General features: G+C 71.5%; 27 protein-coding genes. 15 read left to right on the top strand and 12 right to left on the bottom strand.

All coding sequences use genetic code 11. From position 1 onward, the window contains the following. Nucleotides 1-125: 125 nt before the first annotated feature. Nucleotides 126-1211 (bottom strand): LacI family DNA-binding transcriptional regulator, encoded by a 1086-nt coding sequence (locus ACWGKQ_RS12280; RefSeq protein ID WP_453291893.1) that lies wholly within the window; start codon nt 1209-1211, stop codon nt 126-128. 213 nt (nt 1212-1424) lie between these two features. Here ACWGKQ_RS12280 and ACWGKQ_RS12275 point away from each other — a divergent pair, with 213 nt between their 5' ends. Continuing rightward, nucleotides 1425-2378, top strand: coding sequence for an ROK family protein (locus ACWGKQ_RS12275; RefSeq protein ID WP_453291826.1), 954 nt, complete (start codon nt 1425-1427; stop codon nt 2376-2378). Between the two features lie 14 nt (nt 2379-2392). Here ACWGKQ_RS12275 and ACWGKQ_RS12270 read toward each other — a convergent pair whose 3' ends face one another. Beyond that, nucleotides 2393-2626, bottom strand: coding sequence for a hypothetical protein (locus ACWGKQ_RS12270; protein ID WP_453291825.1), 234 nt, complete (start codon nt 2624-2626; stop codon nt 2393-2395). Continuing rightward, nucleotides 2623-2997 carry a hypothetical protein gene (locus ACWGKQ_RS12265; protein WP_453291824.1) on the bottom strand — a complete coding sequence of 125 codons (375 nt, stop codon included), beginning with the start codon at nt 2995-2997 and terminating at the stop codon, nt 2623-2625. The genes ACWGKQ_RS12270 and ACWGKQ_RS12265 overlap by 4 nt, the downstream gene beginning before the upstream one ends. Before the next feature lie 170 nt (nt 2998-3167). On the opposite strand from ACWGKQ_RS12265, the gene ACWGKQ_RS12260 reads away from it, so the two are divergent. The 7 genes from ACWGKQ_RS12260 (at nt 3168) to ACWGKQ_RS12230 (ending at nt 10793) form a co-directional block, all read left to right on the top strand. Beyond that, on the top strand, nt 3168-3359 hold the full coding sequence (locus ACWGKQ_RS12260; protein ID WP_390048548.1) for a hypothetical protein: 192 nt from the start codon (nt 3168-3170) through the stop codon (nt 3357-3359). A 144-nt stretch (nt 3360-3503) separates the two neighbouring features. After that, nucleotides 3504-4544, top strand: coding sequence for an NUDIX hydrolase (locus tag ACWGKQ_RS12255; protein ID WP_453291823.1), 1041 nt, complete (start codon nt 3504-3506; stop codon nt 4542-4544). Between the two features lie 255 nt (nt 4545-4799). After that, a complete protein-coding gene (locus ACWGKQ_RS12250; protein WP_453291822.1) occupies nt 4800-6617 on the top strand; it encodes an ABC transporter family substrate-binding protein in 1818 nt (605 codons plus the stop codon). 112 nt (nt 6618-6729) lie between these two features. Continuing rightward, nucleotides 6730-7716, top strand: coding sequence for an ABC transporter permease (locus ACWGKQ_RS12245; RefSeq protein WP_453291821.1), 987 nt, complete (start codon nt 6730-6732; stop codon nt 7714-7716). After that, nucleotides 7709-8629, top strand: coding sequence for an ABC transporter permease (locus ACWGKQ_RS12240; RefSeq protein ID WP_453291820.1), 921 nt, complete (start codon nt 7709-7711; stop codon nt 8627-8629). Before ACWGKQ_RS12245 ends, ACWGKQ_RS12240 begins: the two co-directional genes overlap by 8 nt. Beyond that, nucleotides 8626-9744: an ABC transporter ATP-binding protein gene (locus ACWGKQ_RS12235; protein ID WP_453291819.1), complete on the top strand. Its 1119-nt coding sequence runs from the start codon at nt 8626-8628 to the stop codon at nt 9742-9744. The genes ACWGKQ_RS12240 and ACWGKQ_RS12235 overlap by 4 nt, the downstream gene beginning before the upstream one ends. Further along, the gene (locus tag ACWGKQ_RS12230; RefSeq protein WP_453291818.1) at nt 9741-10793 is read left to right on the top strand and encodes an ABC transporter ATP-binding protein; all 1053 of its coding nucleotides are present in this window, start codon (nt 9741-9743) and stop codon (nt 10791-10793) included. Before ACWGKQ_RS12235 ends, ACWGKQ_RS12230 begins: the two co-directional genes overlap by 4 nt. Here ACWGKQ_RS12230 and ACWGKQ_RS12225 read toward each other — a convergent pair. From ACWGKQ_RS12225 to ACWGKQ_RS12205, 5 genes are all read right to left on the bottom strand, one after another. Further along, the gene (locus tag ACWGKQ_RS12225) at nt 10766-11833 is read right to left on the bottom strand and encodes a protein kinase family protein (RefSeq protein ID WP_453291817.1); all 1068 of its coding nucleotides are present in this window, start codon (nt 11831-11833) and stop codon (nt 10766-10768) included. The genes ACWGKQ_RS12230 and ACWGKQ_RS12225 overlap by 28 nt on opposite strands. A gap of 10 nt (nt 11834-11843) precedes the next feature. Further along, complete coding sequence (locus ACWGKQ_RS12220; RefSeq protein ID WP_453291816.1) at nt 11844-12566, bottom strand: MBL fold metallo-hydrolase; 723 nt, start codon at nt 12564-12566, stop codon at nt 11844-11846. A gap of 124 nt (nt 12567-12690) precedes the next feature. Then, nucleotides 12691-13674 (bottom strand): zinc-dependent alcohol dehydrogenase family protein, encoded by a 984-nt coding sequence (locus ACWGKQ_RS12215; protein WP_453291815.1) that lies wholly within the window; start codon nt 13672-13674, stop codon nt 12691-12693. A gap of 93 nt (nt 13675-13767) precedes the next feature. Next, entirely contained in the window at nt 13768-14277 is a 510-nt protein-coding gene (locus tag ACWGKQ_RS12210) for a TetR/AcrR family transcriptional regulator (protein WP_453291814.1), read from the bottom strand. A 197-nt stretch (nt 14278-14474) separates the two neighbouring features. Continuing rightward, on the bottom strand, nt 14475-15830 hold the full coding sequence (locus tag ACWGKQ_RS12205; RefSeq protein WP_453291813.1) for a M20/M25/M40 family metallo-hydrolase: 1356 nt from the start codon (nt 15828-15830) through the stop codon (nt 14475-14477). 201 nt (nt 15831-16031) lie between these two features. On the opposite strand from ACWGKQ_RS12205, the gene ACWGKQ_RS12200 reads away from it, so the two are divergent. Continuing rightward, nucleotides 16032-17315: a geranylgeranyl reductase family protein gene (locus tag ACWGKQ_RS12200; RefSeq protein WP_453291812.1), complete on the top strand. Its 1284-nt coding sequence runs from the start codon at nt 16032-16034 to the stop codon at nt 17313-17315. Here ACWGKQ_RS12200 and ACWGKQ_RS12195 read toward each other — a convergent pair. Then, nucleotides 17305-17814 (bottom strand): nitroreductase family deazaflavin-dependent oxidoreductase, encoded by a 510-nt coding sequence (locus ACWGKQ_RS12195; RefSeq protein WP_453291811.1) that lies wholly within the window; start codon nt 17812-17814, stop codon nt 17305-17307. The genes ACWGKQ_RS12200 and ACWGKQ_RS12195 overlap by 11 nt on opposite strands. A 206-nt stretch (nt 17815-18020) precedes the next feature. Here ACWGKQ_RS12195 and ACWGKQ_RS12190 point away from each other — a divergent pair, with 206 nt between their 5' ends. Further along, complete coding sequence (locus ACWGKQ_RS12190) at nt 18021-18713, top strand: TetR/AcrR family transcriptional regulator (RefSeq protein ID WP_453291810.1); 693 nt, start codon at nt 18021-18023, stop codon at nt 18711-18713. Nucleotides 18714-18723: 10 nt separating this feature from the next. Here the strand turns inward: ACWGKQ_RS12190 and ACWGKQ_RS12185 are convergent, their stop codons facing one another. Further along, the gene (locus ACWGKQ_RS12185; RefSeq protein ID WP_453291809.1) at nt 18724-19218 is read right to left on the bottom strand and encodes an FBP domain-containing protein; all 495 of its coding nucleotides are present in this window, start codon (nt 19216-19218) and stop codon (nt 18724-18726) included. Nucleotides 19219-19304: 86 nt separating this feature from the next. Here ACWGKQ_RS12185 and ACWGKQ_RS12180 point away from each other — a divergent pair, with 86 nt between their 5' ends. Together ACWGKQ_RS12180 and ACWGKQ_RS12175 are read left to right on the top strand one after the other, a co-directional pair. Next, a complete protein-coding gene (locus ACWGKQ_RS12180) occupies nt 19305-19877 on the top strand; it encodes a TetR/AcrR family transcriptional regulator (RefSeq protein WP_453291808.1) in 573 nt (190 codons plus the stop codon). Between the two features lie 28 nt (nt 19878-19905). Beyond that, nucleotides 19906-21129 (top strand): GDSL-type esterase/lipase family protein, encoded by a 1224-nt coding sequence (locus tag ACWGKQ_RS12175; protein ID WP_453291807.1) that lies wholly within the window; start codon nt 19906-19908, stop codon nt 21127-21129. An 11-nt stretch (nt 21130-21140) separates the two neighbouring features. Here the strand turns inward: ACWGKQ_RS12175 and ACWGKQ_RS12170 are convergent, their stop codons facing one another. Further along, the gene (locus tag ACWGKQ_RS12170) at nt 21141-22229 is read right to left on the bottom strand and encodes a medium chain dehydrogenase/reductase family protein (RefSeq protein WP_453291806.1); all 1089 of its coding nucleotides are present in this window, start codon (nt 22227-22229) and stop codon (nt 21141-21143) included. A gap of 266 nt (nt 22230-22495) precedes the next feature. Between ACWGKQ_RS12170 and ACWGKQ_RS12165 the strand changes: the two genes are divergently transcribed. The 3 genes from ACWGKQ_RS12165 to ACWGKQ_RS12155 all read left to right on the top strand — a co-directional run bounded on the left by ACWGKQ_RS12165 (nt 22496) and on the right by ACWGKQ_RS12155 (nt 25198). After that, nucleotides 22496-23158, top strand: coding sequence for a TetR/AcrR family transcriptional regulator (locus tag ACWGKQ_RS12165; RefSeq protein WP_453291805.1), 663 nt, complete (start codon nt 22496-22498; stop codon nt 23156-23158). Nucleotides 23159-23240: 82 nt separating this feature from the next. After that, entirely contained in the window at nt 23241-24536 is a 1296-nt protein-coding gene (locus tag ACWGKQ_RS12160; protein ID WP_453291804.1) for a sensor histidine kinase, read from the top strand. Continuing rightward, nucleotides 24533-25198, top strand: a complete 666-nt coding sequence (locus ACWGKQ_RS12155) for a response regulator (RefSeq protein ID WP_453291803.1) — start codon at nt 24533-24535, stop codon at nt 25196-25198. Before ACWGKQ_RS12160 ends, ACWGKQ_RS12155 begins: the two co-directional genes overlap by 4 nt. Here ACWGKQ_RS12155 and ACWGKQ_RS12150 read toward each other — a convergent pair. Continuing rightward, complete coding sequence (locus ACWGKQ_RS12150; protein ID WP_453291802.1) at nt 25159-25443, bottom strand: DUF6332 family protein; 285 nt, start codon at nt 25441-25443, stop codon at nt 25159-25161. The two genes, ACWGKQ_RS12155 and ACWGKQ_RS12150, sit on opposite strands and share 40 nt — an antisense overlap. Between the last annotated feature and the right edge of the window lie 69 nt (nt 25444-25512).

The raw sequence follows: 25512 nt of genomic DNA, 5'->3' as shown, positions 1-25512 counted from the left end.
GGCCGTTCGTCGTTCGGCTGGACACCGCGGGCGTACGGCCGTTCACCGGGCGGCTCGGCGCCCCGGACGTCCGGCCGTGCACCGGGCGGCTCGGCGCCGTGGGCGTGCGGTCCGTCATACGGGGCTCAGTCCGCCGGCGGCAGCTCGCCCGAGCCGCGGGTGATCAGGCGGGTCGGCAGTTCGATCCGCTCCGGCGCCAGGAGGGTGCCGTCCAGCTGGCGGAAGAGCCGTTCGGCGGCCGTGCGGCCGAGCAGGGCCGAGTCCTGGGCGACGACCGTGAGGCCGGGGTGCAGCAGATCGGCGAGCTCGATGTCGTCGAAGCCGACGAGCGCCACCGGGCGGGTCCGCTCGGCGAGGACGCGGATCACGGTGACCGTGACACGGTTGTTGCCCGCGAAGATCGCGGTGACCGGGTCCGCCCCGGACAGCATCTCCTCGGCGGCCCGGCGCACCCGCTCCGGGTCCGTCACCCCGAGGGAGGTCCACGCCTCCTCGACGGCTATCCCGGCGTCCTCCATCGCCGCCCGGTAGCCGCGCAACCGCTCGGCCGCCGTGTGGATCCGGGGCATGTCGCCGATGAACCCGATCCGGCGGTGGCCGTGCGCGATCAGGTGGGTGACCCCGTCCCGGGCACCGCCGTAGCTGTCGGACAGCACCACGTCGGCGTCGATCTTCCCGGCCGGGCGGTCCACGAACACCGTCGCCACGCCCGCCCTGATCTCCGGCTCCAGATAGCGGTGGTCGTCCCCGGCCGGGATCACCACCAGGCCGTCCACCCGCCGCGCGCACAGCGCCAGCGCCAGCTCCTGCTCCCGGTCCGCGTCCTCGGCGCTGGAGCCGTTGATGAGCAACGCCCCGTGCGCCCGGGCCACTTCCTCCACCGCGCGGCTCAGCGGGCCGTAGAACGGGTCTGCGAGGTCCTCCAGGACCAGGCCGATGCTCGCGGTACGGCCCTTGCGCAGCACCCGCGCACTGTCGTTGCGGCGAAAGCCCAGCGCGTCGATCGCCTCCTGGACCCGGCGCTCGGTGTCCGGGGTCACCCCGGGCTCGCCGTTGACCACTCGGGACACCGTCTTGAGGCCCACACCGGCCCGCGCCGCCACGTCCTTCATCGTCGGCCGGGTCCCGTAACGGGAGCCGGGGAGACGGTCTGCGCGGCGGGAGGTATCGGGCACGATGCGACGTCCTGTCCTGTCGTCCACGGGATGCATGGGCTCACGGGTTGTGTCTGGGCTCATGGGTTTGTATCAGGGATACACAGGCTCATGGGTTTGTATGAGGATGTGGCGTCGAGCATAGAGCCTGGACAACGTTGTCAGATGCAAGGGAGACTGTCCACCGCAATCTCCGGCCTGCGCCCCCACCGCTTGACCGGCCTGTTGTGTCACTCGGCTACTCATGGTTGACGGGGAGAACTGACTCTGATGCACACCGACCTCGTGGCGGCCCTCGACATCGGCGGCACCAAGATCGCCGGCGCGCTGGTGGACGGTCACGGACGGATCCAGGCGCGCGCCCAGCGCGCGACGCCCGCCCAGCAGGACGGCGAGACGGTCATGGGGGCCGTCGAGGAGGTGGTCGGCGAACTCGCCGGTTCACCCCTGTGGAGCCGCGCCCGCTCGCTCGGCATCGGCAGCGCGGGCCCGGTGGACGCCTCCGCCGGCACCGTGAGCCCGGTCAACGTGCCCGGCTGGCGGGACTATCCGCTCGTCGAGCGGGTGCGGGCGGCCGCCGGCGGGCTGCCGGTCGAACTGATCGGCGACGGCGTCGCCATCACGGCCGCCGAACACTGGCAGGGCGCGGCCCGCGGCCACGACAACGCACTGTGCATGGTGGTGTCGACGGGCGTCGGCGGCGGCCTGGTGCTCGGCGGCAAGCTGCACCCCGGCCCCACCGGCAACGCGGGCCACATCGGCCACATCAGCGTCGACCTCGACGGGGATCCCTGTCCCTGCGGGTCGCGCGGCTGTGTCGAGCGCATCGCCAGCGGCCCCAACATCGCCCGGCGCGCACTGGAGGGCGGCTGGCGGCCGGGTCCCGACGGTGACACCTCGGCGGCGGCGGTGGCGGCCGCGGCCCGGGCCGGCGACCCGGTCGCGCTGGCCTCCTTCGAGCGGGCCGCGCAGGCGCTCGCGGCCGGGATAGCGGCCACCGCGACCCTGGTCGAGATCGACATCGCGGTGATCGGCGGGGGCGTCGGCAAGGCGGGGGACATCCTCTTCACGCCCCTGCGCAAGGCCCTCACCGACTACGCCACCCTCTCCTTCGCCCAGCGCCTGACGGTCGTGCCGGCCCAGATGGGCACGGACGCCGGTCTGGTGGGGGCCGCCGCGGCCGCACTGGCCGCCAGGCCGGACGCGGAGGCGGCGGGGGTCTGACGGCGGAGGCGGGGTTACGCAGGAACGTTCAGGCCCGGTCGGCCGGGGTTCAGGACCGTCCGACCGGGCCCGGGGCGAACGCGCGGGACCTCAGCAGCTGATCCGCGCGTCCGCCCGGTCCCCGTGGTCGAGGTGATGCCGTCACCGCCGTCACCGCCGTCACCGCCGTCACCGCCGTCACCGCCGTCACCGCCGTCGGCGACGACGAGCGTGACCGCCTCGGCCCGGACCGGAACGAACCGGGTCATCCGATGTTCCGGTCGGCCGGGTGGAACGCGTGGACCACCTCGATCGTCCCGACGATGTGGGCGTTGAACTCGTCCAGTTCCTCGGCCGGCACCCACAGTTCCAGGATCGTGCTGCCGCCCGCCTGCCGGACCGGGTAGCGGCGGAGGAACTCCGCGTCGACCTCGAAGCGGGTCACGAAGCCCGCGCCGTCGTGCTCGACGTTCCAGTCCCGGGCGATCCTGATCGCATAGTCCTCGTTGAGCACCGGGTAGAAGATCGGCTGCTCGGGCAGCCGGGGTGGCCAGGCGCGCCACTCCGACTCCCGGACCAGTCCGAGCTCCACCGGGCCGGTGGGTCGCCAGAGGGTCGTGGTCGGGCGGGGCGTCGTCATGGCGTACGGCTTCCTGTGCGGGCGGGTGCGGGTGGTACGGATGCGGGCGGGGTGCCCGACGGTATCGGCGTCGTCATCGTCCGGCCACCGGGTTTCCGCTCCGACGTGCCGCGTTGCTCCCCTCGCGGGTACGCCCGTGACCCCCGGACGTCCGTGCAGTTGAAACGGGCATGAAGAAGCGCAGCATGCTCGCCATCGCCAGCCTGGCCACCGGATTCGTCGTGGCCGCCATCACCCCGTCCCACGCGGCCGACGAGGGCCCGCTCGACGACCTGCACGTCTCGGACACCCTGGAGCACGTCGGCCACGTCGTCGGCGAGGACAGCTTCCAGACCGATCCGGACTTCCTGGGGCAGGAGTAGCCCGGCGGAGCCCGAGCGGGCAGCGGTGCCGGCGTCCCAGGCAGGGGACGCCGGCACTCCGTTTGCGTGCCCTCAACGTGAACTGGTTTCCGTGGCAGTGTGGAGCGGGCAAGCCACAGGGGGCCAACAGAAGAGGGGGAGTCCGTGATCGTCTGGGTCAACGGCGCGTTCGGTGCGGGTAAGACCACTACCGCACGTGAACTGATCGAACTGATCCCGAACAGCACGCTCTTCGACCCCGAGCTCATCGGCGGGGCACTGACACACCTGCTGCCGGCCAAGCGCCTCGCCGAGGCCGGCGACTTCCAGGATCTGCCGATCTGGCGACGCCTGGTGATCGACACGGCGGCCGCGATGCTCGCCGAACTGGGCGGAACCCTGGTGGTTCCGATGACCCTGCTCCGCCAGGAGTACCGCGACGAGATCTTCGGCGGCCTCGCCGCCCGCCGGATCGCCGTCCGGCACCTGTGCCTCACCCCGGCCGAAACGATCCTGCGCGAGCGAATAGCCGGCCGGGAGGTCCCGCCCGACCTGCCCGACGGCGAGATGCGGATACGCCAGTGGTCGTACGACCGGATCGAGCCCTACCGTGCCGCCCTCGCCTCCTGGATCAGCGCCGACGCCCATCTCGTCGACACCAGTGAACTGAGTCCCTATGAGGCGGCGGTGCGGATCGCGGCGGCGGTCGGCAGTGGCGAAGCGGCGGTATGTGACATAGTACAGACCCCCGAACCCACCGCCGAGACCGTCGCCGCAGGCGTCCTCCTCTTCGACGAACAGAACCGCTTCCTCCTCGTGGACCCCACCTACAAGGCCGGCTGGGAGTTCCCGGGTGGTGTCGTCGAGCCCGGTGAGGCCCCCGCCCGGGCGGGGGTGCGGGAGGTCGAGGAGGAGACCGGGATACGGCTCGAGAAGCTGCCGGGGCTGCTCGTCGTCGACTGGGAGCAGCCCGCGCCGCCCCGCTACGGCGGCCTGCGACTGCTCTTCGACGGGGGCCGGCTCGACTCGGCCGAGGCCGGGCGGCTGGTGCTGCCGGGGCCGGAGTTGCGTGACTGGCGGTTCGTCACCGAGCAGGAGGCCGCCGAGCTGCTGCCGCCGGTGCGCTACGAACGGCTGCGCTGGGCGCTGCGGGCCCGCGAGCGCGGTGCCGCGCTCTACCTGGAGGCCGGTGTCCCGGTCGGTTGACACACCCTGATGGATCGTCAAGTCCCCACCGCACGCGTGATGTTGGTGGGGCTTTGGCATTTCCGGGGCATGTGTAGGGGATTTTGCCCGGGGCGGAGGATTCCGGGGGGAAACCGAGGGTGAATTGTCGCCGTCCCGGTATGAACAAGAACATGAAGGAGGTACACAAACGTTCTACCGTCGGTGCGCAGCTCAACTTCCTTGCGGCCGCTGGCCGCCGTGCACAGGCCGGTCATCGCCGGCTGAAGGAGGGACATGCGCGCGCACTCTTCGGCCCTCACAAGGGGACTCGCACTGACCGCCGGGCTCGTTCTGGCGCTCGCCGCCTGCAGCAGCGGGGGAGGCGGCGGGGGCAGCGGTAGCAAGGGCACCTCGGCCGGCCTCACGTCCTGCGCCACCCAGGGCAAGGCCGACACCTGCAACTCCGGCACCACCAAGGCCGGCGGCACGTTCACCTATGTCATCGAGAAGAACATCCAGCAGTGGAACGTGCAGGACACCAACGGGAACACCTTCGAGAACGCCGAAGCGCTGACCCCCGTGCTGCCCCAGATCTACGTCCCGCAGCCGGACTTCAGTGTCAAGCTCAACACCGACCTGGTGACCTCGGCGACCCAGACGAGCGCCGGCCCGCAGACCCTTGTCTACAAGATCAACCCCAAGGCGTCCTGGAACGACGGGACCGCGATCACCGCCGACGACTTCGTCTACTACTGGCGCACCAACGACGGCAAGGACTGCCCGCCGCCGCCCGCCAGCGACTCCACGCAGACCAAGGGCTGTCTCCCGGAGAGCACCGCCGGCTACGACCGCATCAAGTCGATCACCGGCTCCGACAACGGCAAGACCGTCACCGTGGTGATGGCCAAGCCCTACGCCGACTGGAAGTCCCTGTTCGGCGCGGGCTACCCGTTCTACCCGGCACACGTCGCCGAGAAGATCTCCGGCGCCAAGGCGGGCGACGCGGCGCACATGACGGCTGCCCAGATGACCCAGGGCTGGCAGTACTTCCAGAAGAACCCGCCCACCAAGTACGCCACCGCGGGCCCGTACAAGATGACCGAGTGGGTCGACAACGACCATGCCACCTATGAACCCGACCCGAAGTGGACGGGCAAGAAGGCCACCCTGCAACGGCTGATCTTCAAGGTGATCTCGGACGCCACCCAGGAGCCGATCGCGCTGCGCAACAACGAGGTCCAGGGCATCTACCCGCAGCCCGAGGTCGACCTCGTCAACCAGGTCAAGGCCATCCCCAACGTCACCTACACGATCGGCAGCGGCCTGACCTGGGAGCACTTCGACCTCAACCTGCACAACCCGGTGATCGGCAAGAACCTGGCCCTGCGGCAGGCGATGTTCACGGCCATCAGCGTCAAGGACATCATGGCCAAGACGGTCGCCCAGTTCGACCCCGGCGTGAAGCAGCTCTACAACCACAACTTCGTCCCGGGGACGGCCGGTTACAAGGACGTGGTCAGCGCCAGCGGCCAGGGATCGGGTGACCTCACCAAGGCCAAGAAGTACCTCACCGACGCCAAGTTCACCGGAGTCGGCACCGCCCTGAAGACCCCTGACGGCAAGACCGTCGGACCCTTCAACTGCCGCTACACCACCGGCAACCAGATCCGGCAGAGCGAGTGCCAGATCCTCCAGAGCGACCTCGCCAACCTCGGGATCAAGGTCACGATCAAGCCGATCGGCGCCGCCGACCTCGGAACGGTCCTGGCCGGCCACCAGTACGACATCATCGTCTTCGCGTGGGTCGCCTCGCCCTTCGCGATCAGCGGCGCCCAGCAGCTGTGGACGACCGGAGCCGGCGGCAACTACGGCGGCTACAGCAACAAGCAGGTCGACTCCCTGATCAGCACGGCCATCGGCGAGACGGACCAGACCAAGGCTGCCGCCCTGCTCAACCAGGCCGACCAGATCATGGTCAACGACGCCTACGTGCTGCCGCTCTACCAGAAGCCCACCTTCCTCGCGGTGCAGACCCGGTTCGTCAACATGCGCAACAACTCCACCAACGTCGGACCGCCGTACAACGTCGGCGAGTGGGGCCTCAAGAAGTAACCCCACCGGAGCCCGTCGGATCCTCCGTGCCCGGCCCCGGTGATCCCGGGGCCGGGCCTCCGCCTCCGCCTCCGTATCCGTGAGATCCGTGAGATCCGTGAGAGAAGGCCGCATGCTCGCCTACACCGTGCGCCGCATCCTCGTCTCCATACCCGTCCTGATCGTCTCGACGTTCATCGTCTTCCTGGTCGTCGTCAACTCCGGCGACCCGGTGGCCAACTTCGCGACCTCCCGGCAACCACCGCCCAGCAAGGCCGCGGTGGCCGCGTTCGCCCGGCACATCCACGCCAACGAGCCCGTCCTGGAACGCTACTGGAACTGGATCACCGGGGTCCTGCACGGCGACTGGGGACCGTCCGTCCAGACCAACCTGAACATCGGCCACGACCTGTTCACCCGCTTCCGGGTCACCGTCACCCTGGTCGCCGCCGCCATGCTGCTCGCCCTCGTGATGTCGATCGTCTTCGGCGTGTTCAGCGCGATCCGCCAGTACAGCGTCGCCGACTACACCATCACCTTCCTCGGCTTCCTGTTCCTGGCCATGCCCGTGTTCTGGTTCGCGGTGCTGCTCAAGCAGGCCGGGGTCTGGTTCAACCAGGAGACCGGCAGCCAGTTCCTCGGCACCATCGGCGAGAAGTCCCCCTACCTCGAAGTCGACACCACCTGGAACGAGTTCACCGACCGCGTCGGCCATCTCATCCTGCCCACCATCACCCTGGCCCTGGTCTCCTTCGCCTCCTGGACCCGCTACACCCGCGCGTCCATGCTCGAGGTCCTGGACAGCGACTACGTCCGGCTCGCCCGCGCCAAGGGGCTGCGCCGCGGCAAGGTGCTCACCCGGCACGCCCTGCGCACCGCGCTGATACCGCTCGCCACCGTCACCGCCCTCGACGTCGCGATCATCCTCGGCGGCGCGGTCATCACCGAGACGATCTTCCAGTGGCACGGCATGGGCGAGATGCTGGTGCAGGCCGCCACCACCCTCGACGTCTACCGGACCATGGCCTGGCTGCTGCTGTCCGCCGTCGTCGTCATCGTCTTCAACCTCTTCGCCGACCTCCTCTACGCCGTACTCGACCCGAGGATCCGCTATGACTGACATCGGGGCACTCGGGCCCGCCGGCACGCAGACACCGCGCGCCGACCACGAGTTCACCGTCGTGCAGCGCAGCCAGACCCAGCTCGTGCTGCGCCGCTTCCTGCGCCACCGGGCCGCGATGATCAGCCTGGTCGTGTTCGTGCTGATCGTGCTGTGGGCCTTCGTCGGCCCGCACTTCTGGCACTACTCGTACGCCAAGTACACGCCGGACAACTCCCAACCACCCTCCTGGAAACACCCGTTCGGCACCGACTCCTCCGGGTACGACGCCTACGCACAGGTGATGCGCGGCACCCAGACCTCGCTGAAGATCGCCATCCTGATCGCACTCGGCTCGACCCTGGTCGGCGCCGTGTGGGGGGCCGTCGCCGGCTTCTACCGGGGATTCGTCGACGCGCTGATGATGCGCATCGCCGATCTCGTGCTGACCCTCCCGCTGTTCGCGATCGCGCTGGTCATCTCCTCGCGCAGCGGCGGCTCCTGGTACTGGATCGCCGTGGTGATCGCCGGACTCACCTGGGCCTACGTGTCCCGGGTGGTGCGCTCGTCCGTACTCTCCCTGCGCGAGAAGGAGTTCGTGGAGGCCGCCCGGGCGCTCGGCGCCTCCGACACCCGGATCATCTTCCGGCACCTGCTGCCCAACGCGCTCGGCCCGATCATCGTGAACGCCACGGTCCTGGTCGCCACCGGCATCCTCACCGAGACCGCCCTGTCCTTCCTCGGCTTCGGCGTCCAACCACCCGACACCTCCCTCGGGTTGCTGGTCGCCCAGGCACAGACCGCGGTCGACACCCGGCCCTGGCTCTTCTACATCCCAGGCGCCTTCATCATCGCCATCGCCCTCACCATCAACTTCGTCGGAGACGGGCTCCGCGACGCCTTCGACCCCCGGCAGCAAAGGGTGCGACAGTGACCGACACGGGCAACCGCAGGGGCGTCGACAGGGTCGTGGGGAAGGGCGAGGAGTCCGGTGCGGTACTCGAAGTCGAGGACCTGAACGTGGAGTTCCCGACCGAGGACGGCGTCGTACGGGCCGTACGCGGCGTCGGCTACCGGCTGGAGCGCGGCGAGGCACTGGGCATCGTCGGCGAGTCGGGGTCGGGCAAGTCGGTCACCGCGCTTGCCGTGATGGGGCTGCTGCCCGGCTCGGCCCGGGTGCGCGGCTCGGTGCGGTTCGAGGGCACGGAACTGCTCGGGATGTCCGACGCCCGCCTCTCGGACGTACGGGGCAGCGGCATCGCCATGGTCTTCCAGGACCCGATGACCTCCCTCAACCCCGTGTACACGGTCGGCTACCAGATCGCCGAGACCCTGCTCAGACACAACCCGGGGCTCGGCAGACGCCCGGCCCGCGCCCGCGCCGTGGAACTCCTCGGCACGGTCGGCATCCCGAGTCCCGAGCGGCGCGTCGACAGCTACCCGCACGAACTCTCCGGCGGCATGCGCCAGCGGGTCGTCATCGCCATCGCGATCGCCAACGACCCGGACGTGATCATCGCCGACGAGCCCACCACCGCCCTCGACGTCACCGTCCAGGCGCAGATCCTGGAGGCCCTGGAGGCCGCCCGGGCCGAGACCGGTGCCGCCCTCGTCCTGATCACCCACGACCTCGGGGTGGTCGCCGGCCACACCGACCGGGTCGCCGTCATGTACGCCGGGCGGATCGTGGAGACCGGCTCGGTCGAGGACATCTTCTACACCCCGCGCATGCCCTACACCCTGGGCCTGCTCGGCTCCCTGCCCCGCCTCGACCGCGAGGAGGACCGCCTGACCCCCATCACCGGCTCTCCGCCCTCGCTGCTCAACCTGCCCCCGGGCTGCCCCTTCGCGCCCCGCTGCCCGATGCGCAGGGAGCCCTGCGACAGCACGGAACCCGCGCTGCGTCCCGTCGGATCCGACGCCCACCGCAGCGCTTGCCACTTCGCCGGCGAACTCGTGGACACGGCGGCCGGCGAGGTCTTCGACGCCGTCGGCGCCGACACCGAGGCCCTGGCCCGGTTCGCGGACCTGGAGGACGATGCCCGATGACCGATCCGCTGCCCCCGCTGCCCGGTCACGGCGGCACCGGCGACCCCGTCCTCCAGGTCCGCGACCTCGTCAAACACTTCCCGGTGATGTCCAAGGGCGTGGTCCGCCGCCGGGTCGGCGACGTGCACGCCGTCTGCGGGGTCTCCTTCGACCTGCACGAGAACGAGACGCTCGGCCTGGTCGGCGAGTCCGGCTCCGGCAAGACGACCGTCTCCCGGACCCTGCTCAACCTGGAGACGGCCACCTCCGGTTCCGTCCACTACCGGGGCCGGCTGCTCACCGACCTGAGCAGACGTCAGATGCGGCCGCTGCGCCGTGAGTTGCAGATCGTCTTCCAGGACCCGTACGCCTCCCTGGACCCCCGGATCTCCGTCCACGAGATCGTCGCCGAACCCCTGCGCATCCACGGCCGCTACGGCCCCGGAGCCGCCGACGAGGTACGGGAACTGCTGCGCCTGGTCGGCCTCAACCCCGAGCACGGCAACCGCTTCGCGCACGAGTTCTCCGGCGGCCAGCGCCAACGCATCGGCATCGCACGGGCGTTGGCACTGAGACCCAAGGTGATCGTGCTGGACGAGCCGGTCTCCGCACTGGACGTGTCGATCCAGGCCGGCGTCCTCAACCTGCTGATGGACCTCCAGAGCGAACTCGGCCTGTCCTTCCTGTTCGTGGCGCACGACCTCTCCGTCATGCGCCATGTCGCCGGCCGGGTCGCCGTGATGTACCTGGGCCGCCTGGTGGAGATCGCCCCCGCCCGGCAGCTCTTCGCCCGCCCCGCCCACCCCTACACCCAGGCCCTGGTCTCCGCGATCCCGCTGCCCGACCCGCGCAAGGAACGCGCCCGGAAACGGATCACCGTCCAGGGCGACGTCCCGAGCCCGGTCCGACCGCCCAGCGGCTGCCGCTTCCGCACCCGCTGCCCCAAGTTCGCGAACCAGCTCACCGACAGCGAGCGCAGGGCCTGCGTCGACCAGGTACCGGACCTGGTGGACCGGGGCGGCGGCAACCCGGTCGCCTGTCACTACGCGGAGAGCGTGCAGCTGCTGTAGCCGTCCGGGTACGGAAACGGCGTCAGCCGGCTCTCCCGCTCCAGCCGGCGGCAGAAGACCTCCATGTCGGCGGCGAGCGGAGCGTGCCGTACCAGCAGCTCGGCTGCGGCCTGCGGGATGCCCTCGGGCCGTGCCCCGCCGGCACAGGCCCGCACGAACTCCGCGCGCTCCTCGCCCCGGTACCCGTACAAGGCCGTGACCAGCCAGATCACCAGGTAGTAGACGGTGTACACGCGGTCGTAGTGCCGGTGCCGGTCGAAGAAGTCCCGTTCGTCCGGGCCCAGTCGGAAGCGGGAGCTGAGCGAGAGCCCGAAGTCGGTCAGGTACAGCTGCCTGCCGTCGGTGAGGATGTTGCCGAAGTGGGCGTCGAGGTGCAGGAGATGATGGTCTGAGAGGAACGAGGTGAGGTCCTCCAGCCCCTGGGCCGTGAAGGTGCAGGCCGGGTCCGCCCGGTCGGTGCGCAGCTCGGCGTCCAGCCAGTCGTGCAGGGTGTGCGGGACGTGCTCCAGGAAGAGGGTGAGGCTCGCGGTGGCGTCCCGCAGGGCCTCGATGCGGTCCCGCACGCCCGGGGAGCCGCCCCAGTAGGCCACCGCCCTTTCGACGTCCGCGAGTTCATCGGGCAGCGGGGCGGCCGTGTCGGGCAGGGCCCGCCAGTGGTGCAGCAGCGGGAAACCGGGGAACCGGCCCGCCACCACCCAGTCCGTCGTCACCTGGTGCGCGGCCAGCTCCCGCCAGGCGCCGAACCCCGGACCGCCGAGCGCGCCGATGCCGTAGTGGCAGTACGGCGGCAGGCCGAAGAGGTTCTCGGTGGAGCGGGCGTGCCGCGGGTCCCGATCCCGGTCGGTCAGGGGGATCCGCTTCACGAACACCGGCCTGCCGTCCACCGTGAGCCGCACCGCTCTGCCGCCGATCCCGGCGCCGAGCGGCTCGCCGGCCGCGACCAGTTCGGCCAGCTCGACGTCGCTCAGCAGGGCCAGCGAGGTCGAGATGCCGGTGTGGGCGGCGATGCGGCGCGCGGTGTCGGTCATCGTGTCGGTCATGCCCCCATGGTCACCGCGGCGGCCCGTAGCTGTCCGCGGATTCCCGCAGCGCCCGTGACGCGCCGGCGGTCACCGGGTCGCCGTGGCCGAAGCACGCCGTCTCCGTCTCCAGGGCGGCCAGCCGCCGGAAGGACGCCAGGGCCAGGTCCCGGTCGGTGTTGAACACCCCGGGCATCACCGCGCCGGTGCCCGGCGCCGCCGCCACCGCGTCCCCGGTGAACAGCACACCGTGCGCGGGCAGATGGAGGGCGATACTGCCGTGGGTGTGCCCAGGGACATGGACGACCCGGGCACCGCCGCCGAAGTCCAGGACGTCCCCGTCGGACAGCTCCGTCACCTCCCGCGGGGGGACCGGCTCGCCGACGGGCAGCAGCTTGGCCGCCGCAGCGTGGATCGGCAGCTCCCAGTCCTCGAACACCGGCGGCGGACCCGGGAGTTCGCCCCGGATCACCGGCGCGTCCAGACGGTGGGCCAGCACCTCGGCTCCGCTCAGCGCGGCGAACTCGGCGGCCCCGCCGACGTGGTCCTCGTGGAAGTGGGTGAGGACGATCCGTCGTACCGCCGCAGGGGACCGCCCCAGCGCGGTCAGCGCTTCGGCGATCGGCCGGCCCGAGCCGGGCGGCCCGGTGTCGACCAGGGTCGAGGCGCCGGTGTCCGGGTCGTGCCAGAGGTAGGCCTGGCCCACCGGGAAGCGCAGCAGGTGCAGCCGGGGGAGCAGCTCGATGACGTCCATGTCCCGACCGTAGGAAGGACCTCCGTTCGGAGGCGAGGAGCTTTTGCCGACAGCAGAGCGGTTCCGCCCTCCGCGTACTGCGGACGTTGTGCCCTGTCTCCTCAGCCGACGGTGCCCCGTCTCGTCAGCCGACGTCGATCACGATCTTGCCCTGGGCGGTGCCGCTCTCCACGGCGGCGTGGGCGTCGGCGACGTCGGCGAGGGTGAAGTGCCTGGGGTCGAGGATCGGTGTGAGCGCCCCCGCGTCGGCGAGAGCCGCCGCCTCGCGCATGATTTCTCCGTGGTGCTCCCGCCCGCGTCCGGTCAGCAGCGGCAGCAGGGTGAAGACGCCGGAGTAGGTCGCCCCGCGGAAGCTGAGGGGTGCGATGCTGTGGGTTCCCCACCCCAAGGCGCTCACGACGTGCCCCGTGTAGGTGCGTACCGCGGTGAAGGAGGCGTCGAGCACGGGACCGCCGACGGTGTCGAAGACGACGTCGAAGCCCTCGCCGCCGGTGTGCTCGGCGACGTACTCGTCCACGGTCGTGGTGGTGTAGTCGATGGGAGTGGCCCCCAGACGCTTGAGGACTTCCAGCCGTGAGGTGGACCCGGTGGCGAAGACTTCGGCACCACGTGCCCGGGCGATCTGCACGGCGACATGGCCGATACCGCCGGCTCCGCCGTGGATGAGGACTTTCTGTCCCGCGCGCACCTGCGCCCGGTCGACCAGCCCTTCCCAGGCCGTGATGAAGACCAGGGGCAGGGCCGCGGCCTCGCGCAGGCCGAGCGAGGACGGTGTGCGGGCGAGCAGCCGGGCGTCGACCGCCGCGTACTCGGCGAGCGAGCCCTGCAGATCACCGACGCCGCCGGTCATGCCGAAGACCTCGTCACCCGGTGCGAGACCGCCGACGCCTGCGCCGACCTCCTCGACCACGCCGGCCAGGTCCAGGCCGAGGACCGCCGGCAGCGTGCGCCTGGCATGGTCGGCTTTGCCGGCCCGGATCTTGGCGTCCAGCGGGTTGACGCCACTGGCCCTGACCTTGACCAGCACCTGGCCCGGGCCCGCTTCGGGCTTCTCGATGTCTCTGAGGACCAACGGCGAATTGAACTCTTCCAGGACTACTGCGCGCATGACTGCGCCTCTTTCCTGCCGTGTCAGACGGGTGTGGGGCCGGCGCGGCGGGGCGGGCCGCCGGGCGGGGCGGGGCCGCGGTGCCGGTTGCGGTCAGGCGTGGCCTGCTATGAGCATGCGTGCCGCGGATTGCGCCTCGCTCACGACGGCGCGGTCCTGAAGGAGACGCCCGGAGGCCAGAGCGCCGTCGATGAGGAGTCCGATCCGGCGGGCCAGTGCGTCGGGGTCACCGGCGCCGGCCTTCCGGCTCAGCCCGGTCAGCCATGCCTGCCGGCGCTGTGTGTGCTGCACGGTGACGGCCCGGGCCTCCGAGTCCAGCTCGGCTTCGACCGCCGCACTGACGAACGGACATCCGAAGAAGCCGTGCCGGTCGAAGGCTTCCGTCAGCGCGTCGAACAGTCCGACGAGTTGCCGGCGAGGGTCGCGGCCGGTGCGTTCCGCCGCGGCTTGCAGCTGCGCCATCCAGGAGTCGTCGGTCCTGCGCAGGTACGCCGCGACGACCTGATCGACGCCCACTCCGCGGAGCCCGTTCGCATAGAAGAGCTCGGCCGCCACGGCAAGGATTCTCTCCTCGGACTTCGTCTTCCTGAATTGCGTCGCCATGGCGCGCCTCCAGCAAGAGGACGGCCGGGCCGCCGGGCCGCCCAGCTGGGCGACCGTCGCGATCATGTTCGAGACGGCGTTCGAGGCCGGACACGCCCGCGCCGCCATCGCCGCCCCCTCGCCCCTGTCAGGGAATCGGCCGCGTGCACGGCAGCAACAGGAGCGAGCGGACGGCGACACCTCCAAGAACAACAGGCTCAGCCCGCCGCGTAGTTCCGCAGGAACAGCGCCTCCGCCACCGACAGGCGCTCCAGTTCCTGCGGGGACACGCTCTCGTTGACGGCGTGGATCTGGGCCTCCGGCTCGCTCAGGCCGATCAGCAGGATCTCGGCCTGCGGGTAGAGACTCGCGAGGGTGTTGCACAGCGGGATGGAGCCGCCCTGACCCGCGTACTGCATCGTCTCGTCCGGGTAGGCGACCGCCATCGCGTCGCTCATCGCCCGGTACGCCGGGCTGGTGGTGTCCGCGCGGAACGGCTGGCCCTGGCCGACCGCCTCGGTCCGCACCCGCGCACCCCACGGCGTGTGCGCCTCCAGGTGGGCCTGGAGCAGCTTGCCCGCCTCGGCCGCGTCCACGCCCGGCGGCACCCGGAGGCTGACCAGCGCGCGGGCACTGGCCTGCACCGACGGAGTGGCCCCGACCACCGGCGGACAGTCGATGCCGAGCACCGTGACCGCCGGACGGGCCCAGATGCGGTCCGCGACCGTGCCGTCACCGATCAGACCGACGCCGTCCAGCACCTTCGCGTCCGTACGGAACTGCTCCTCGTCGTACTCCAGCCCCTCCCAGTGCGTCCGGGGCGCGAGCCCGTCGACCGTCGTGGAACCGTCCTCGGCGCGCAGCGAGTCCAGGACCCGGATCAGCGCGGCCAGGGCGTCGGGAGCGGCACCGCCGAACTGGCCGGAGTGCAGATTGCCCCGCAGCGTGTCGACCTGGATGCGGACCATGGTCATGCCCCGCAGCGTCGTGGTCACCGTCGGCAGCCCCACCCGGAAGTTGCCGGTGTCGCCGATGACGATCGCGTCCGCCGCCAGCAACTCGGGGTGCTGCTCGGCGTACCGCTCCAGGCCGCCGGTGCCCATTTCCTCCGAGCCCTCGGCGATCACCTTGACGTTGACCGGGACGCCGCCGTTCGCCTTGAGCGCGCGCAGCGCCAGCAGGTGCATGAGCACTCCGCCCTTGCAGTCGGCGGCGCCGCGCCCGTACCAGCGGCCGTCCCGCTCGGTCAGCTCGAACGGCGGGGTGGTCCAGGCGGCCTCGTCCAGCGGCGGCTGCACGTCGTAGTGCGCGTACAGCAGTACCGTTTTGGCACCTGCCGGGCCCGGCAGGTAGCCGTACACCGACTGCGTGCCGTCCGGGGTGTCCAGTACGGCGACGTCCGTGAAGTCCTCCGCGCGCAGTGCGTCGGCCACCCAGTTCGCGGCGCCCTCGCTCTCGCTCTTCGGGAACTGGGCGAAGTCCGCCACCGACTTGAAGGCCACCAGCTCGGCGAGCTCCGCCTTGGCCCTGGGCAGCAGGGCGGCGACGGTCTCGGCGACCGGATTGGACGACATGGGCACGCTCCTCGTGGGTGCGACGTTGAACTGGTGAGTGGACCGATCCTCCCACAGTGGCCTGCGGCGATCTCCGCCGTAGGATGCGGGGGGACAGGTGACAGGTGTCGGCCCACGGGCGGACGGAGCCTGACCCACGGCTTTGCAGGGCTTCTACGGCTTGATACGGCTTCTACGGCTTGATCGGAGCAGCGGACCATCGTGAGCGGCGAGAATTCTTCGGCGGACGACGTGCAGACGGACGACGCGCAGCGGGTGTGGGACGTCGTCGTGGTGGGCGCGGGACCCGCCGGGGCCTCGGCCGCCTACGCGGCGGCGGTCGCGGGACGGCGCGTGCTGTTGTTGGAGAAGGCCGAGCTGCCCCGCTACAAGACCTGCGGCGGCGGCATCATCGGCCCCTCCCGCGACGCGCTGCCGCCCGGCTTCGAGCTGCCCCTCAAGGACCGGGTGCACGCGGTGACCTTCTCCAACAACGGACGGTTCACCCGCACCCGCCGCTCCAAGCAGATGATGTTCGGGCTCATCAACCGTCCCGAGTTCGACCAGCAGCTGGTCGAGCACGCCCAGAAGGCGGGCGCCGAGCTGCGCACGGGCGCCGCCGTGCAGCGCGTCGAGCAGCACGGCTCGGCGGTCCCGGACCGGCGGACGGTCGCGGTCGTGCTCCAGGGCGGCGAGACCCTGCTGGCCCGTGCGGTGGTCGGCGCCGACGGCAGCGCCAGCCGCATAGGGGCACATGTCGGGGTGAAGACCGACCAGGTGGACCTCGGCCTGGAGGCGGAGATCCCGGTCCCGGAGACGGTCGCCGAGGACTGGAAGGGCCGGGTCCTCATCGACTGGGGCCCGATGCCCGGCAGTTACGGCTGGGTCTTCCCCAAGGGCGACACGCTGACCGTCGGGGTGATCTCGGCGCGCGGCGAAGGCGCCGCGACCAAGCGGTACTTGGAGGACTTCATCGCCCGGCTCGGCCTCGCCGGCTTCGAACCGAGCATCTCCTCCGGCCACCTGACCCGCTGCCGCGCCGACGACTCACCGCTGTCCCGGGGCCGGGTGCTGGTCTGCGGAGACGCGGCCGGCCTGCTCGAACCGTGGACCCGCGAGGGCATCTCGTTCGCGCTGCGCTCGGGGCGGCTCGCGGGGGAGTGGGCGGTGCGGATCGCCGAGGCCCACGACGCCGTCGACACCCGCCGCCAGGCGCTGAACTACGCCTTCGCCGTGAAGGCCGGCCTCGGCGTCGAGATGAGCGTCGGCAAGCGGATGCTCGCGGCGTTCGAGCGTCGGCCCGGGCTGTTCCACGTCGCGCTGACCGGGTTCCGTCCCGCCTGGCGGGCGTTCAAGGAGATCACCCAGGGCCGGACCACCCTCGGCGAACTCATGCGCTCGCACCCGCTCGCCCAGCGCGCCCTCACGGCGTTCGACCCGGGTCCGGCGGCCAAGGGTCCGGCGGCCGACGAGGACACGGCCGACGAGGAGGCCGTCACCTCGTGACGGTGACCCGGAAGACGGGGTGGTCGGCGCCAGCCGCGACGAGTTCGTCGTCGGAGGACTTGGCCGTCACCCCGGGGAAGTACTGCTTGACCTCCCAGCCCCACTTCTCCAGGTAGGTCCGCAGCACCGGGAGCTTCTCGGCATCGGGAAGCTCCGCCACGGTGAACTCCCGCACCTTCCGCCCCACCCGCAGCTCCCCGCCGCCGGCCGCGCGGATGTTCCGCACCCACTGGGAGTTGCCGCGCGCCGAGACCAGGTACTGGGTGCCGTCGAAGGTGTGCGGGTTGACCGGGACGCGCTGCATCTTGCCGCTCTTTCGGCCGCGCACGGACAGCTCCGCGCTGCCGGCCAGGCTGAGCCCGTGCCGGGCGAGCCAGCCGACGAGGCCGTTCATCCGGACGGCCACGGGGTTGGCCTTGGCGTAGTACGGCTTGGGCGACGGCTCCGGTTCCGGCTTCGACTCCGGCTGGGGCTGGGGCTGGGACTCTGATGACGACATGGTGACCCCCACTTGGTTGGGAGAGCGGTGCTCTCGCTTGACGAACAGTGTGGGGGAGATCGGTGATCCGATGCAAGAGCAGTGCTCTCTTTTTTGAGCGGTGCACTTGTCTGTGGGCGCCGTTCTCTGCTGCGAGCGCTGCTCCAAAACAAGTGCACTGCTCCAAACCGTGTGCACCGCTCTGCAAACATGGCAAACTGCTCCGCATGACCACCCCACAGGGCGCCCGCGCGCGAGCCAGGATGGAAGTCACCACGGCCATCAAGGACGAGGCGCGCAGACAGCTCGCGGCCGAGGGCGCGGCCAAGCTGTCGCTGCGGGCCGTGGCGCGCGAACTCGGCATGGTCTCCTCGGCGCTCTACCGCTACTTCCCGAGCCGTGACGACCTGCTCACCGCGCTGATCATCGACGCCTACGACTCCCTCGGCGAGGCCGCCGAAACCGCCCACGCCGCTGCCGCCGGTGCGGCTCCCGCGCAGCGCTGGGTGGTCGTGTGCGAGGCGGTGCGCGGCTGGGCGCTGACCCACCCGCACGAATACGCGCTGATCTACGGTTCGCCGGTGCCCGGCTACTCGGCGCCGGACACGACCATTCCGCCGGCCGCCCGGGTCGCCCTCGTCCTCATCGGGATCCTGCGGGATGCCTTCGAGCAACGTGGTCTGGCCCGGACCCCCGTACCGGCCGAACTCGCCCCCGAGGCCCGCCGGATGGCCGACGAGCTGATGCCCGGTCTGCCGCCGGAGGTGGCGGTGGCCATGGCCGCGGCATGGGCCCAGCTGTTCGGGCTGGTGGGGTTCGAGCTGTTCGGTCAGTTCAAGGGGGTCGTGGAGGAGCGGGACCGGTTCTTCCGGCATGCGGCCGCGCAGCTCGCCCACGGGGTGGGGCTGGTCTTCCCCTAGCGAGCTCGACTCACGCCGTCACCTTCTCCAGGAACGCAGCGAGGTTCGTCACGGTCCGCCGAATCTTCTCCTCCAGCGTGAGCGACTCCGGCATGCGGCCGCCCATGCCCGCGTCCCGCTTGCCGCGCACGTACAGCGAGCAGGCGAGGTCGGCGCAGAGGTAGGCGCCCACGGAGTTGCCCTGCTGCCCGGCCTTCCCCGCCTTGGCGGCGACCATCAGGGAGACGCCTCCGGTGTGAGTGGTCAGGCAGATCGAGCACATGCTGCGCCGGGTCTGCCAGGAGGACGGGCTCGGGCAGCGCAGCGCCACCGCCCGTGCGCGGCCGTCGTCCAGTTCGGTCACCAGGTAGGCGCGGTCGGGCGCCTGGGGGTCGCGCCAGCCGAAGTAGTCCAGGTCGGCCCACGGCCGGTCGTCCAGGTCGTGCGGGATGTTCAGGCGTTTCGCCGCGCCCTTGGTGCAGTTCACGAAGGCGGCGCGGATCTCTTGCTCGGTCAGAGGCCTCATGCAGCGCACACTAATTTGCCTAAAGGTATTAGGCAAATGCATAATCAACGCAGGTTCGGGGCGAGAGTTGAAGGCAAGGAGCGAGTGTGGCGCGAGCGGGACTGAGCACGGAACGGCTGGTCCGGGCCGGAGCCGAACTGGCCGACGAGGTCGGCTTCGACCAGGTGACCGTCTCGGCGCTGGCCAGACGGTTCGACGTGAAGGTCGCGAGCCTGTACTCGCACGTCAAGAGCTCCCAGGACCTGAGGACGAGGATCGCGCTGCTGGCGTTGGAGGAGCTCGCCGACCGGGCCGCCGACGCGCTGGCCGGACGGGCCGGCAAGGACGCCCTCGTGGCGTTCGCCGACGTCTACCGCGACTACGCCCGCGCCCACCCCGGCCGCTACGCGGCGGCCCGGCTGCGCCTGGACCCGGAGACGGCCGCGGCCAGTGCCGGCGTCCGGCACTCCCAGATGACCCGGGCGATCCTGCGCGGCTACGACCTGACGGAGCCGGACGAGACCCATGCCGTCCGGATGCTCGGCAGCGTCTTCCACGGCTACGTCGACCTGGAACTGAGCGGCGGCTTCAGCCACAGCGCCCCCGACAGCCAGCAGTCCTGGACCCGCGTCCTCGACGCCCTCGACGCCCTGCTCCGCAACTGGCCGACCCCGACCTGACTGCCCCTTCGTACGGAACACAGAGGCGATGAACACCGACCCCCGCTGGATCACCACCCCGATCACCGCCGACCTCCTGCGCGGCGCCCTCGACCTGGAGCACACGGAGCACGGCCTCCTGCCGCACCGGCTCCCGGCCCGGGCCCGCGCCCAGTGCGCCGACCCACAGCTCGCCATGGTCGAGTCCCAGCCCTCCGGGGTACGACTGGTGTTCCGCACCCCCGCCACCGCCGTCGAACTGGACACCCTGCCCACCAAGCGGCTCTACGTCGGAGCCCCGCCCCGCCCGGACGGCGTCTACGACCTGCTCGTCGACGGCACCCTGAACGGCCAGGGCAGCGTGTCCGGCGGCAGCGTCCAGGTGGTCGACATGGGCGCCGGGACCACGGAGCTGCGCCCCGGACCGGTCGGCACCCTCCGCTTCACCGGCCTGCCCGGGCGCGAGAAGGTCCTCGAGATCTGGCTGCCGCACAACGAGACCACCGAACTGGTCGCGCTGCGCACCGACGCCCCGCTCGCCGCCGTACCCGACCACGGCCGCAAGGTCTGGCTGCACCACGGCAGTTCCATCAGCCACGGCTCCGACGCCGCGAGCCCCACCGCCATCTGGCCGGCCCTGGCGGCCGCGCGCGCCGGCGTGGAGCTGGTCAACCTGGGGCTGGGCGGCAGCGCCCTGCTCGACCCCTTCACGGCCCGCGCCGTCCGGGACACCCCCGCCGACCTGATCAGCCTCAAGCTCGGCATCAACGTCGTCAACGCCGACCTGATGCGGCTGCGGGCCTTCGGCCCCGCCGTGCACGGCTTCCTCGACACCGTCCGCGAGGGGCATCCCACCACTCCACTGCTGGTTGTCTCGCCGATCCTGTGCCCGATGCACGAGGACACGCCGGGCCCCACCGCCATGGACCTGAGCGCCTTCGGCGCCGGCCGGCTCGCCTTCACGGCCTCGGGCGACCCGGCCGAGCGCGCGAGCGGCAAGCTCACCCTGAACGTCATCCGGGACGAGCTGTCCCGGATCGTCGCCCAGCGCGCGGCCGAGGACCCGTACCTCCACTACCTCGACGGCCGTGCCCTCTACGGCGAGGCCGACGCCGCCGAACTCCCGCTGCCCGACGGACTCCACCCGGACGCGGCCACCCACCGCCGTATCGGCGAACGCTTCGCCGGGCTGGCCTTCGCGGACGACGGAGCGTTCGCGGACGACGGCGCGTTCGCGGGGAGCGGCGCCTTCGCGGAGGACGGCGGCCGCTGAGCCGACGGTCCTCACCGCGCCGAGTCGGCCGACGCCGCGTCGTCGCCGCTGTCCGGGATCAGTACGACCTTCCCCGCGACCGTCCCCGACTCGGCGAGCCGCAGGGCCTCGGCGGCCTGGGTGAGGGGCAGCCGGGCGGCGATGCGCGCGGTGACCTCGCCGCGTTGGAGGGCCTGGAACACCTGGGTGAGGTCGGCGCTCAGCCGGGCCCGGAAGCGGTCCTTGCCGAGGGCGCGGCCTTCCCAGACGTTGAAGAAGTAGGCGTGCCGGCCGTTCGGCAGCGCGTTCCACAGCCACACCCGGCCGAGGATCTTCAGTACCGGCAGCTGCTTGGAGCCGGAGTCGTCCCGGGTGGTGGCGCTGCCGTAGGCGACGAGGGTGCCGCCCGGGGCGAGGAGCCGCCAGGAGTCGATGACGCTGCGGCCGCCGAGGTGGTCGAAGACGGCGTCGACACCGCCGGGGGCCAGTTCCCGGACCCGGGCCGGGACGTCCTCGGCGCGGTAGTCGACCGGGGTCACACCCAGTTCCCGCAGCGCGTCGTGGTGCCGGGCGGAGGCCGTGCCGATCACCTGGAGGCCGGCCGCCCGTGCGAGCTGGACGAGGACCGTGCCCACGCCGCCGTTGGCGCCGTGCACCAGGATCGTGCCGCCGCTGCGCACCCTGGCCTTGCGGTACAGCATCTGCCAGGCCGTGATGCCGTTGACGACCAGGGTCTCCGCCTCAGCCGCGCCGACACCGGCGGGCACCTGCACGGCGTCGGCCGCGTCGAGCACGACATGGCTGGCCCAGCCGCCGACCTTCACCAGTGACGCCACCCGCTTGCCGACGAGCCCGGGCGTGACGCCCGCACCGGCCGTGAGCACCGTGCCGACCAGGTCGTAGCCGGGGACGAAGGGGAAGGGCGGCTGGTCGTAGTAGCGGCCGCGGCGCATCTGCTGCTCCGCGAAGGAGACACCGGTCGCCTCCACGCGGACGACGATCTGGCCGGCGGCCGGGACCGGGATCTCCCGGCGCTCGATACGCAGGCCCTCCGGCTCCACGATGCCCGGCAGGACGACCTCGACGAGCTGGGTGCTCCCGGTGTTTTCTGCGATGCCCATGACGACGGCCTCCGTGTGTAGACGGTGTGTGGATGCACTCGCAAGCGGGAGATGCTCTCGCTTGCGTTAGGAGCTATAACAAACATGACTGGTGCTCTCTGGAGTGTCAAGTCCTCGCGTTGGGTGTGGTCATCGCGGTCGTTAGGTCTACTCGCGAAAGTGATAAGTTGAAACAGTCGAAGCAACCCTGAAAGCCCGAAGCGTCGAGCTGCCCCCCGAGGGGCTCGGGCGCGGCGCGCCGGAAGCGAGAGAGGAGCGTGACGGCCATGGCGGCAGATGCGGAGGCGGTGAGCCCCCGCGAGCGGTACCGGAGCCAGGTGCGGGCGGACATCAAGGCGCGCGCCTGGGAGCAGATCGCCAAGGCGGGCGCGACGGGCCTGTCCCTGAACGCGATCGCCAAGGAACTGGGCATGAGCGGACCGGCCCTCTACCGCTACTTCGGCAGCCGCGACGAACTGATCACCGAGCTGATCCGGGATGCCTACCGCGGCCTGGCCGACACCTTCCGTGCCGCCGCCGGCTCCGGGGCCGGCATCGGCGGCCTCGCGCACGCCCTGCGCCGCTGGGCGCTCGACGACCCCCAGCGGTACTTCCTCGTCTACGGCACGCCGGTCCCCGGCTACCACGCGCCCGAGGACATCACCGGCATCGCCCAGGAGATCATGGCGGCTCTGCTCGACGTCTGTGCGGCGGCCGAGCCCGAGGCGCCGCCGCCGGCCTCCGCCGGTTTCACCGCGCACCTCTCCCAGCACCGCGAGTGGGCCGGCGGCCATCCCGCGCCGCCGGGAGTGCTACGCCGGGCGCTGGCCTTCTGGACCCGGATGCACGGAGTGCTCTCCCTCGAACTCGCCGGCCACTTCACGGGCATGGGCTTCGACCCGGACCGGCTGTTCGACGCGGAGGTGGCGGAGCTGACGTCCGGCCGCTGAGCAGGCCCGGCGGCCTACTTCCCCGGGAGTACGCGTGATCACCCCGCCGGGCTGACGCTCGCGCGGGCCGGTGACGTCTAGCGTGGCGGTCATGGACGAGCAGCGGGTACGGGAGCGCGGCCCCGCGCGGTGGTGGCGCTACGGACCCCCGTGGTGGAACCACCCGGACGCCACCGCCACCGCCACCGCCACCGGCGCTCCGGCCGAAACAGGCACCGCCGCCGACACCCCCCGCTCCCGCCTGCCGTGGCGCTCCACCTTCCTGCTCACCGTCCTGGTCCTGGTGGGCTCGAACTTCGCCGCCCACACGCAGCCCCACCGCGAGCCGCTCGACCCGTACGCCCGCCTCCTGCTCCTCGCCGCCTGCGCCCTGCTGTTGTGGCGGCACCGGCACCCGGTGGCCGTGGCGTTCGGTACGGCCGGGCTCGCCCTGCTCTATCTGGGCGCCGGCTACCCGTACGGACCGGTCTTCGCGGCCGTCGCCGTGGCCTGCTTCAGCGCCGTCGTCGCCGGGCACCGCCGGGCCGCCTGGGCGGCGCTCGGGATGCTGTGGGCCGGGCATCTGCTGATCGCGCTCTGGCTGTACCGCCTGCTGCCGCCGCCGGGCGACAGGGGTGCGAACCTCGGCCAGGAGGTGATCGTCGCCACCTGGGTGCTGATCATCGTCTCGCTGGCCGAACTGTTCCGGCTGCGGCGCGAGCAGTGGGCACGGGAGCGGGCCGACCGAGCCCAGGCGGCCCGGCGGCGCGCGGACGCGGAACGGCTGCGGATCGCCCAGGAGTTGCACGATGTCCTCGCGCACAGCATCTCGGTCATCAACGTCCAGGCCGGCATGGGCCTCGCGCTCCTCGACTCCGACCCGGAGCAGGCCAGGGCCGCGCTCACCACGATCAAGGCAGCCAGCAAGGAGGCGCTCGGCGAGGTGCGCCAGGTGCTCGCCACCCTGCGCGCCCCGGGAGCCGCGCCGCGGGCGCCGGCGCCAGGGCTCGAGCGGTTGCCGGAACTGGTGGAACAGGCGGCAAGCGCCGGACTCACCGTGGACGTGACCGGGGAGCCGCCGCGCCTGCCGCCGGGCGCCGACCTGGCCGCCTTCCGCATCGTGCAGGAGGCCCTCACCAACGTCGTACGGCACTCGGGTTCGCGGCACGCGCGTGTGCGGCTCGAACACGGCGGAGGGGAGCTGCGGTTGCGGATCGACGACGACGGTCCGGCGACCGGGGCGGACGCGGGCGGCAGCGGGAACGGGCTGGCCGGGATGCGGGAGCGGGCGGCGGCCCTGGGTGGCACGATCGAGGCGGGACCGCGTGCCGACGGAGGTTTCCGGGTGCTGGCCGTACTGCCGACCGCACTGCCCTTGGACGACCGGGAGGACCGATGATCCGGGTGCTGCTCGCCGACGACCAGTCGCTGGTGCGGGCCGGTTTCCGGGCGCTGCTCGACGCACAGCCGGACATCGAGGTGACCGGCGAGGCGGCGGACGGCGAGGAGGCGCTGCGCAGGGTGCGTGAACTGCGCCCCGACGTCGTCCTGATGGACATCCGCATGCCGCGTCTGGACGGCCTGGCCGCGACCCGCCGTATCACCGGGGAGGAGGAGCTGGCGGACGTCAGGGTGGTCATGCTGACGACGTTCGAGCTCGACGAGTACGTCTTCGAGGCGATCCGTTCCGGCGCCTCCGGCTTTCTGGTCAAGGACACCGAGCCGGACGAACTGGTGCGTGCCGTCAGGGCGGTGGTGGCCGGGGACGCGCTGCTGTCGCCGGGGGTGACGCGGCGGCTGATCGCGGAGTTCGCGGCCCGTTCCAAGGAGCCGGCCGCCGCCGACGCCCTCGCCCGGCTCACCGAGCGGGAGCGGGAGGTGATGGCCCTGGTCGGCATCGGCCTGTCCAACGAGGAGATCGCCCGCCGCCTGGTCGTCAGCCCCCTCACCGCCAAGACCCACGTGAGCCGCACCATGGTGAAGCTGGGCGCCCGTGACCGGGCCCAACTGGTCGTCCTGGCCTATGAGTCGGGGCTGGTGCGGCCCGGCTGGCTGGGCTGAGAAGAACGCTGGAAACGGACCAGGACGCTGATCACCCGGGCGAGGAACAGCACGGCGGCGAGCACCGTGCCCACGACGGGCAGCATGCGTTCCAGGCCGCGGGGCAGGTCGAACAGCAGCGCCGGACCGGCCACCGCCCCGAAGACGACCACGGCCGCGAACACCGCACTGCACAGCGCGTATCCGATCTCGACGGTGATCGCGTCCCGCTCGGCCTGACCGCGCCGTCCCCCGTGCATCGTCATTCCGGCAGTCTCACAGCCGGGTGCCCGGCGGGGCAACAGGCTCCCGCCGGGCACAGGTTCGCAGGCGTC

It is taken from the genome of Streptomyces sp. NPDC054770 (assembly GCF_053611985.1).
Note: the sequence above shows the minus strand (reverse complement) of the source record. Positions and strands in the feature narration are given on the sequence as shown.

Bases quoted from the DNA above. Each gene is read 5' to 3' on its own strand.
- ACWGKQ_RS12280 (WP_453291893.1), bottom strand. From the start codon at position 1,211: ATGCATCCCGTGGACGACAGGACAGGACGTCGCATCGTGCCCGATACC.
- ACWGKQ_RS12275 (WP_453291826.1), top strand. From the start codon at position 1,425: ATGCACACCGACCTCGTGGCGGCCCTCGACATCGGCGGCACCAAGATC.
- ACWGKQ_RS12270 (WP_453291825.1), bottom strand. From the start codon at position 2,626: ATGACCCGGTTCGTTCCGGTCCGGGCCGAGGCGGTCACGCTCGTCGTC.
- ACWGKQ_RS12265 (WP_453291824.1), bottom strand. From the start codon at position 2,997: ATGACGACGCCCCGCCCGACCACGACCCTCTGGCGACCCACCGGCCCG.
- ACWGKQ_RS12260 (WP_390048548.1), top strand. From the start codon at position 3,168: ATGAAGAAGCGCAGCATGCTCGCCATCGCCAGCCTGGCCACCGGATTC.
- ACWGKQ_RS12250 (WP_453291822.1), top strand. From the start codon at position 4,800: ATGCGCGCGCACTCTTCGGCCCTCACAAGGGGACTCGCACTGACCGCC.
- ACWGKQ_RS12245 (WP_453291821.1), top strand. From the start codon at position 6,730: ATGCTCGCCTACACCGTGCGCCGCATCCTCGTCTCCATACCCGTCCTG.
- ACWGKQ_RS12240 (WP_453291820.1), top strand. From the start codon at position 7,709: ATGACTGACATCGGGGCACTCGGGCCCGCCGGCACGCAGACACCGCGC.
- ACWGKQ_RS12230 (WP_453291818.1), top strand. From the start codon at position 9,741: ATGACCGATCCGCTGCCCCCGCTGCCCGGTCACGGCGGCACCGGCGAC.
- ACWGKQ_RS12225 (WP_453291817.1), bottom strand. From the start codon at position 11,833: ATGACCGACACGATGACCGACACCGCGCGCCGCATCGCCGCCCACACC.
- ACWGKQ_RS12220 (WP_453291816.1), bottom strand. From the start codon at position 12,566: ATGGACGTCATCGAGCTGCTCCCCCGGCTGCACCTGCTGCGCTTCCCG.
- ACWGKQ_RS12215 (WP_453291815.1), bottom strand. From the start codon at position 13,674: ATGCGCGCAGTAGTCCTGGAAGAGTTCAATTCGCCGTTGGTCCTCAGA.
- ACWGKQ_RS12210 (WP_453291814.1), bottom strand. From the start codon at position 14,277: ATGGCGACGCAATTCAGGAAGACGAAGTCCGAGGAGAGAATCCTTGCC.
- ACWGKQ_RS12205 (WP_453291813.1), bottom strand. From the start codon at position 15,830: ATGTCGTCCAATCCGGTCGCCGAGACCGTCGCCGCCCTGCTGCCCAGG.
- ACWGKQ_RS12195 (WP_453291811.1), bottom strand. From the start codon at position 17,814: ATGTCGTCATCAGAGTCCCAGCCCCAGCCCCAGCCGGAGTCGAAGCCG.
- ACWGKQ_RS12190 (WP_453291810.1), top strand. From the start codon at position 18,021: ATGACCACCCCACAGGGCGCCCGCGCGCGAGCCAGGATGGAAGTCACC.
- ACWGKQ_RS12185 (WP_453291809.1), bottom strand. From the start codon at position 19,218: ATGAGGCCTCTGACCGAGCAAGAGATCCGCGCCGCCTTCGTGAACTGC.
- ACWGKQ_RS12175 (WP_453291807.1), top strand. From the start codon at position 19,906: ATGAACACCGACCCCCGCTGGATCACCACCCCGATCACCGCCGACCTC.
- ACWGKQ_RS12170 (WP_453291806.1), bottom strand. From the start codon at position 22,229: ATGGGCATCGCAGAAAACACCGGGAGCACCCAGCTCGTCGAGGTCGTC.
- ACWGKQ_RS12165 (WP_453291805.1), top strand. From the start codon at position 22,496: ATGGCGGCAGATGCGGAGGCGGTGAGCCCCCGCGAGCGGTACCGGAGC.
- ACWGKQ_RS12155 (WP_453291803.1), top strand. From the start codon at position 24,533: ATGATCCGGGTGCTGCTCGCCGACGACCAGTCGCTGGTGCGGGCCGGT.
- ACWGKQ_RS12150 (WP_453291802.1), bottom strand. From the start codon at position 25,443: ATGACGATGCACGGGGGACGGCGCGGTCAGGCCGAGCGGGACGCGATC.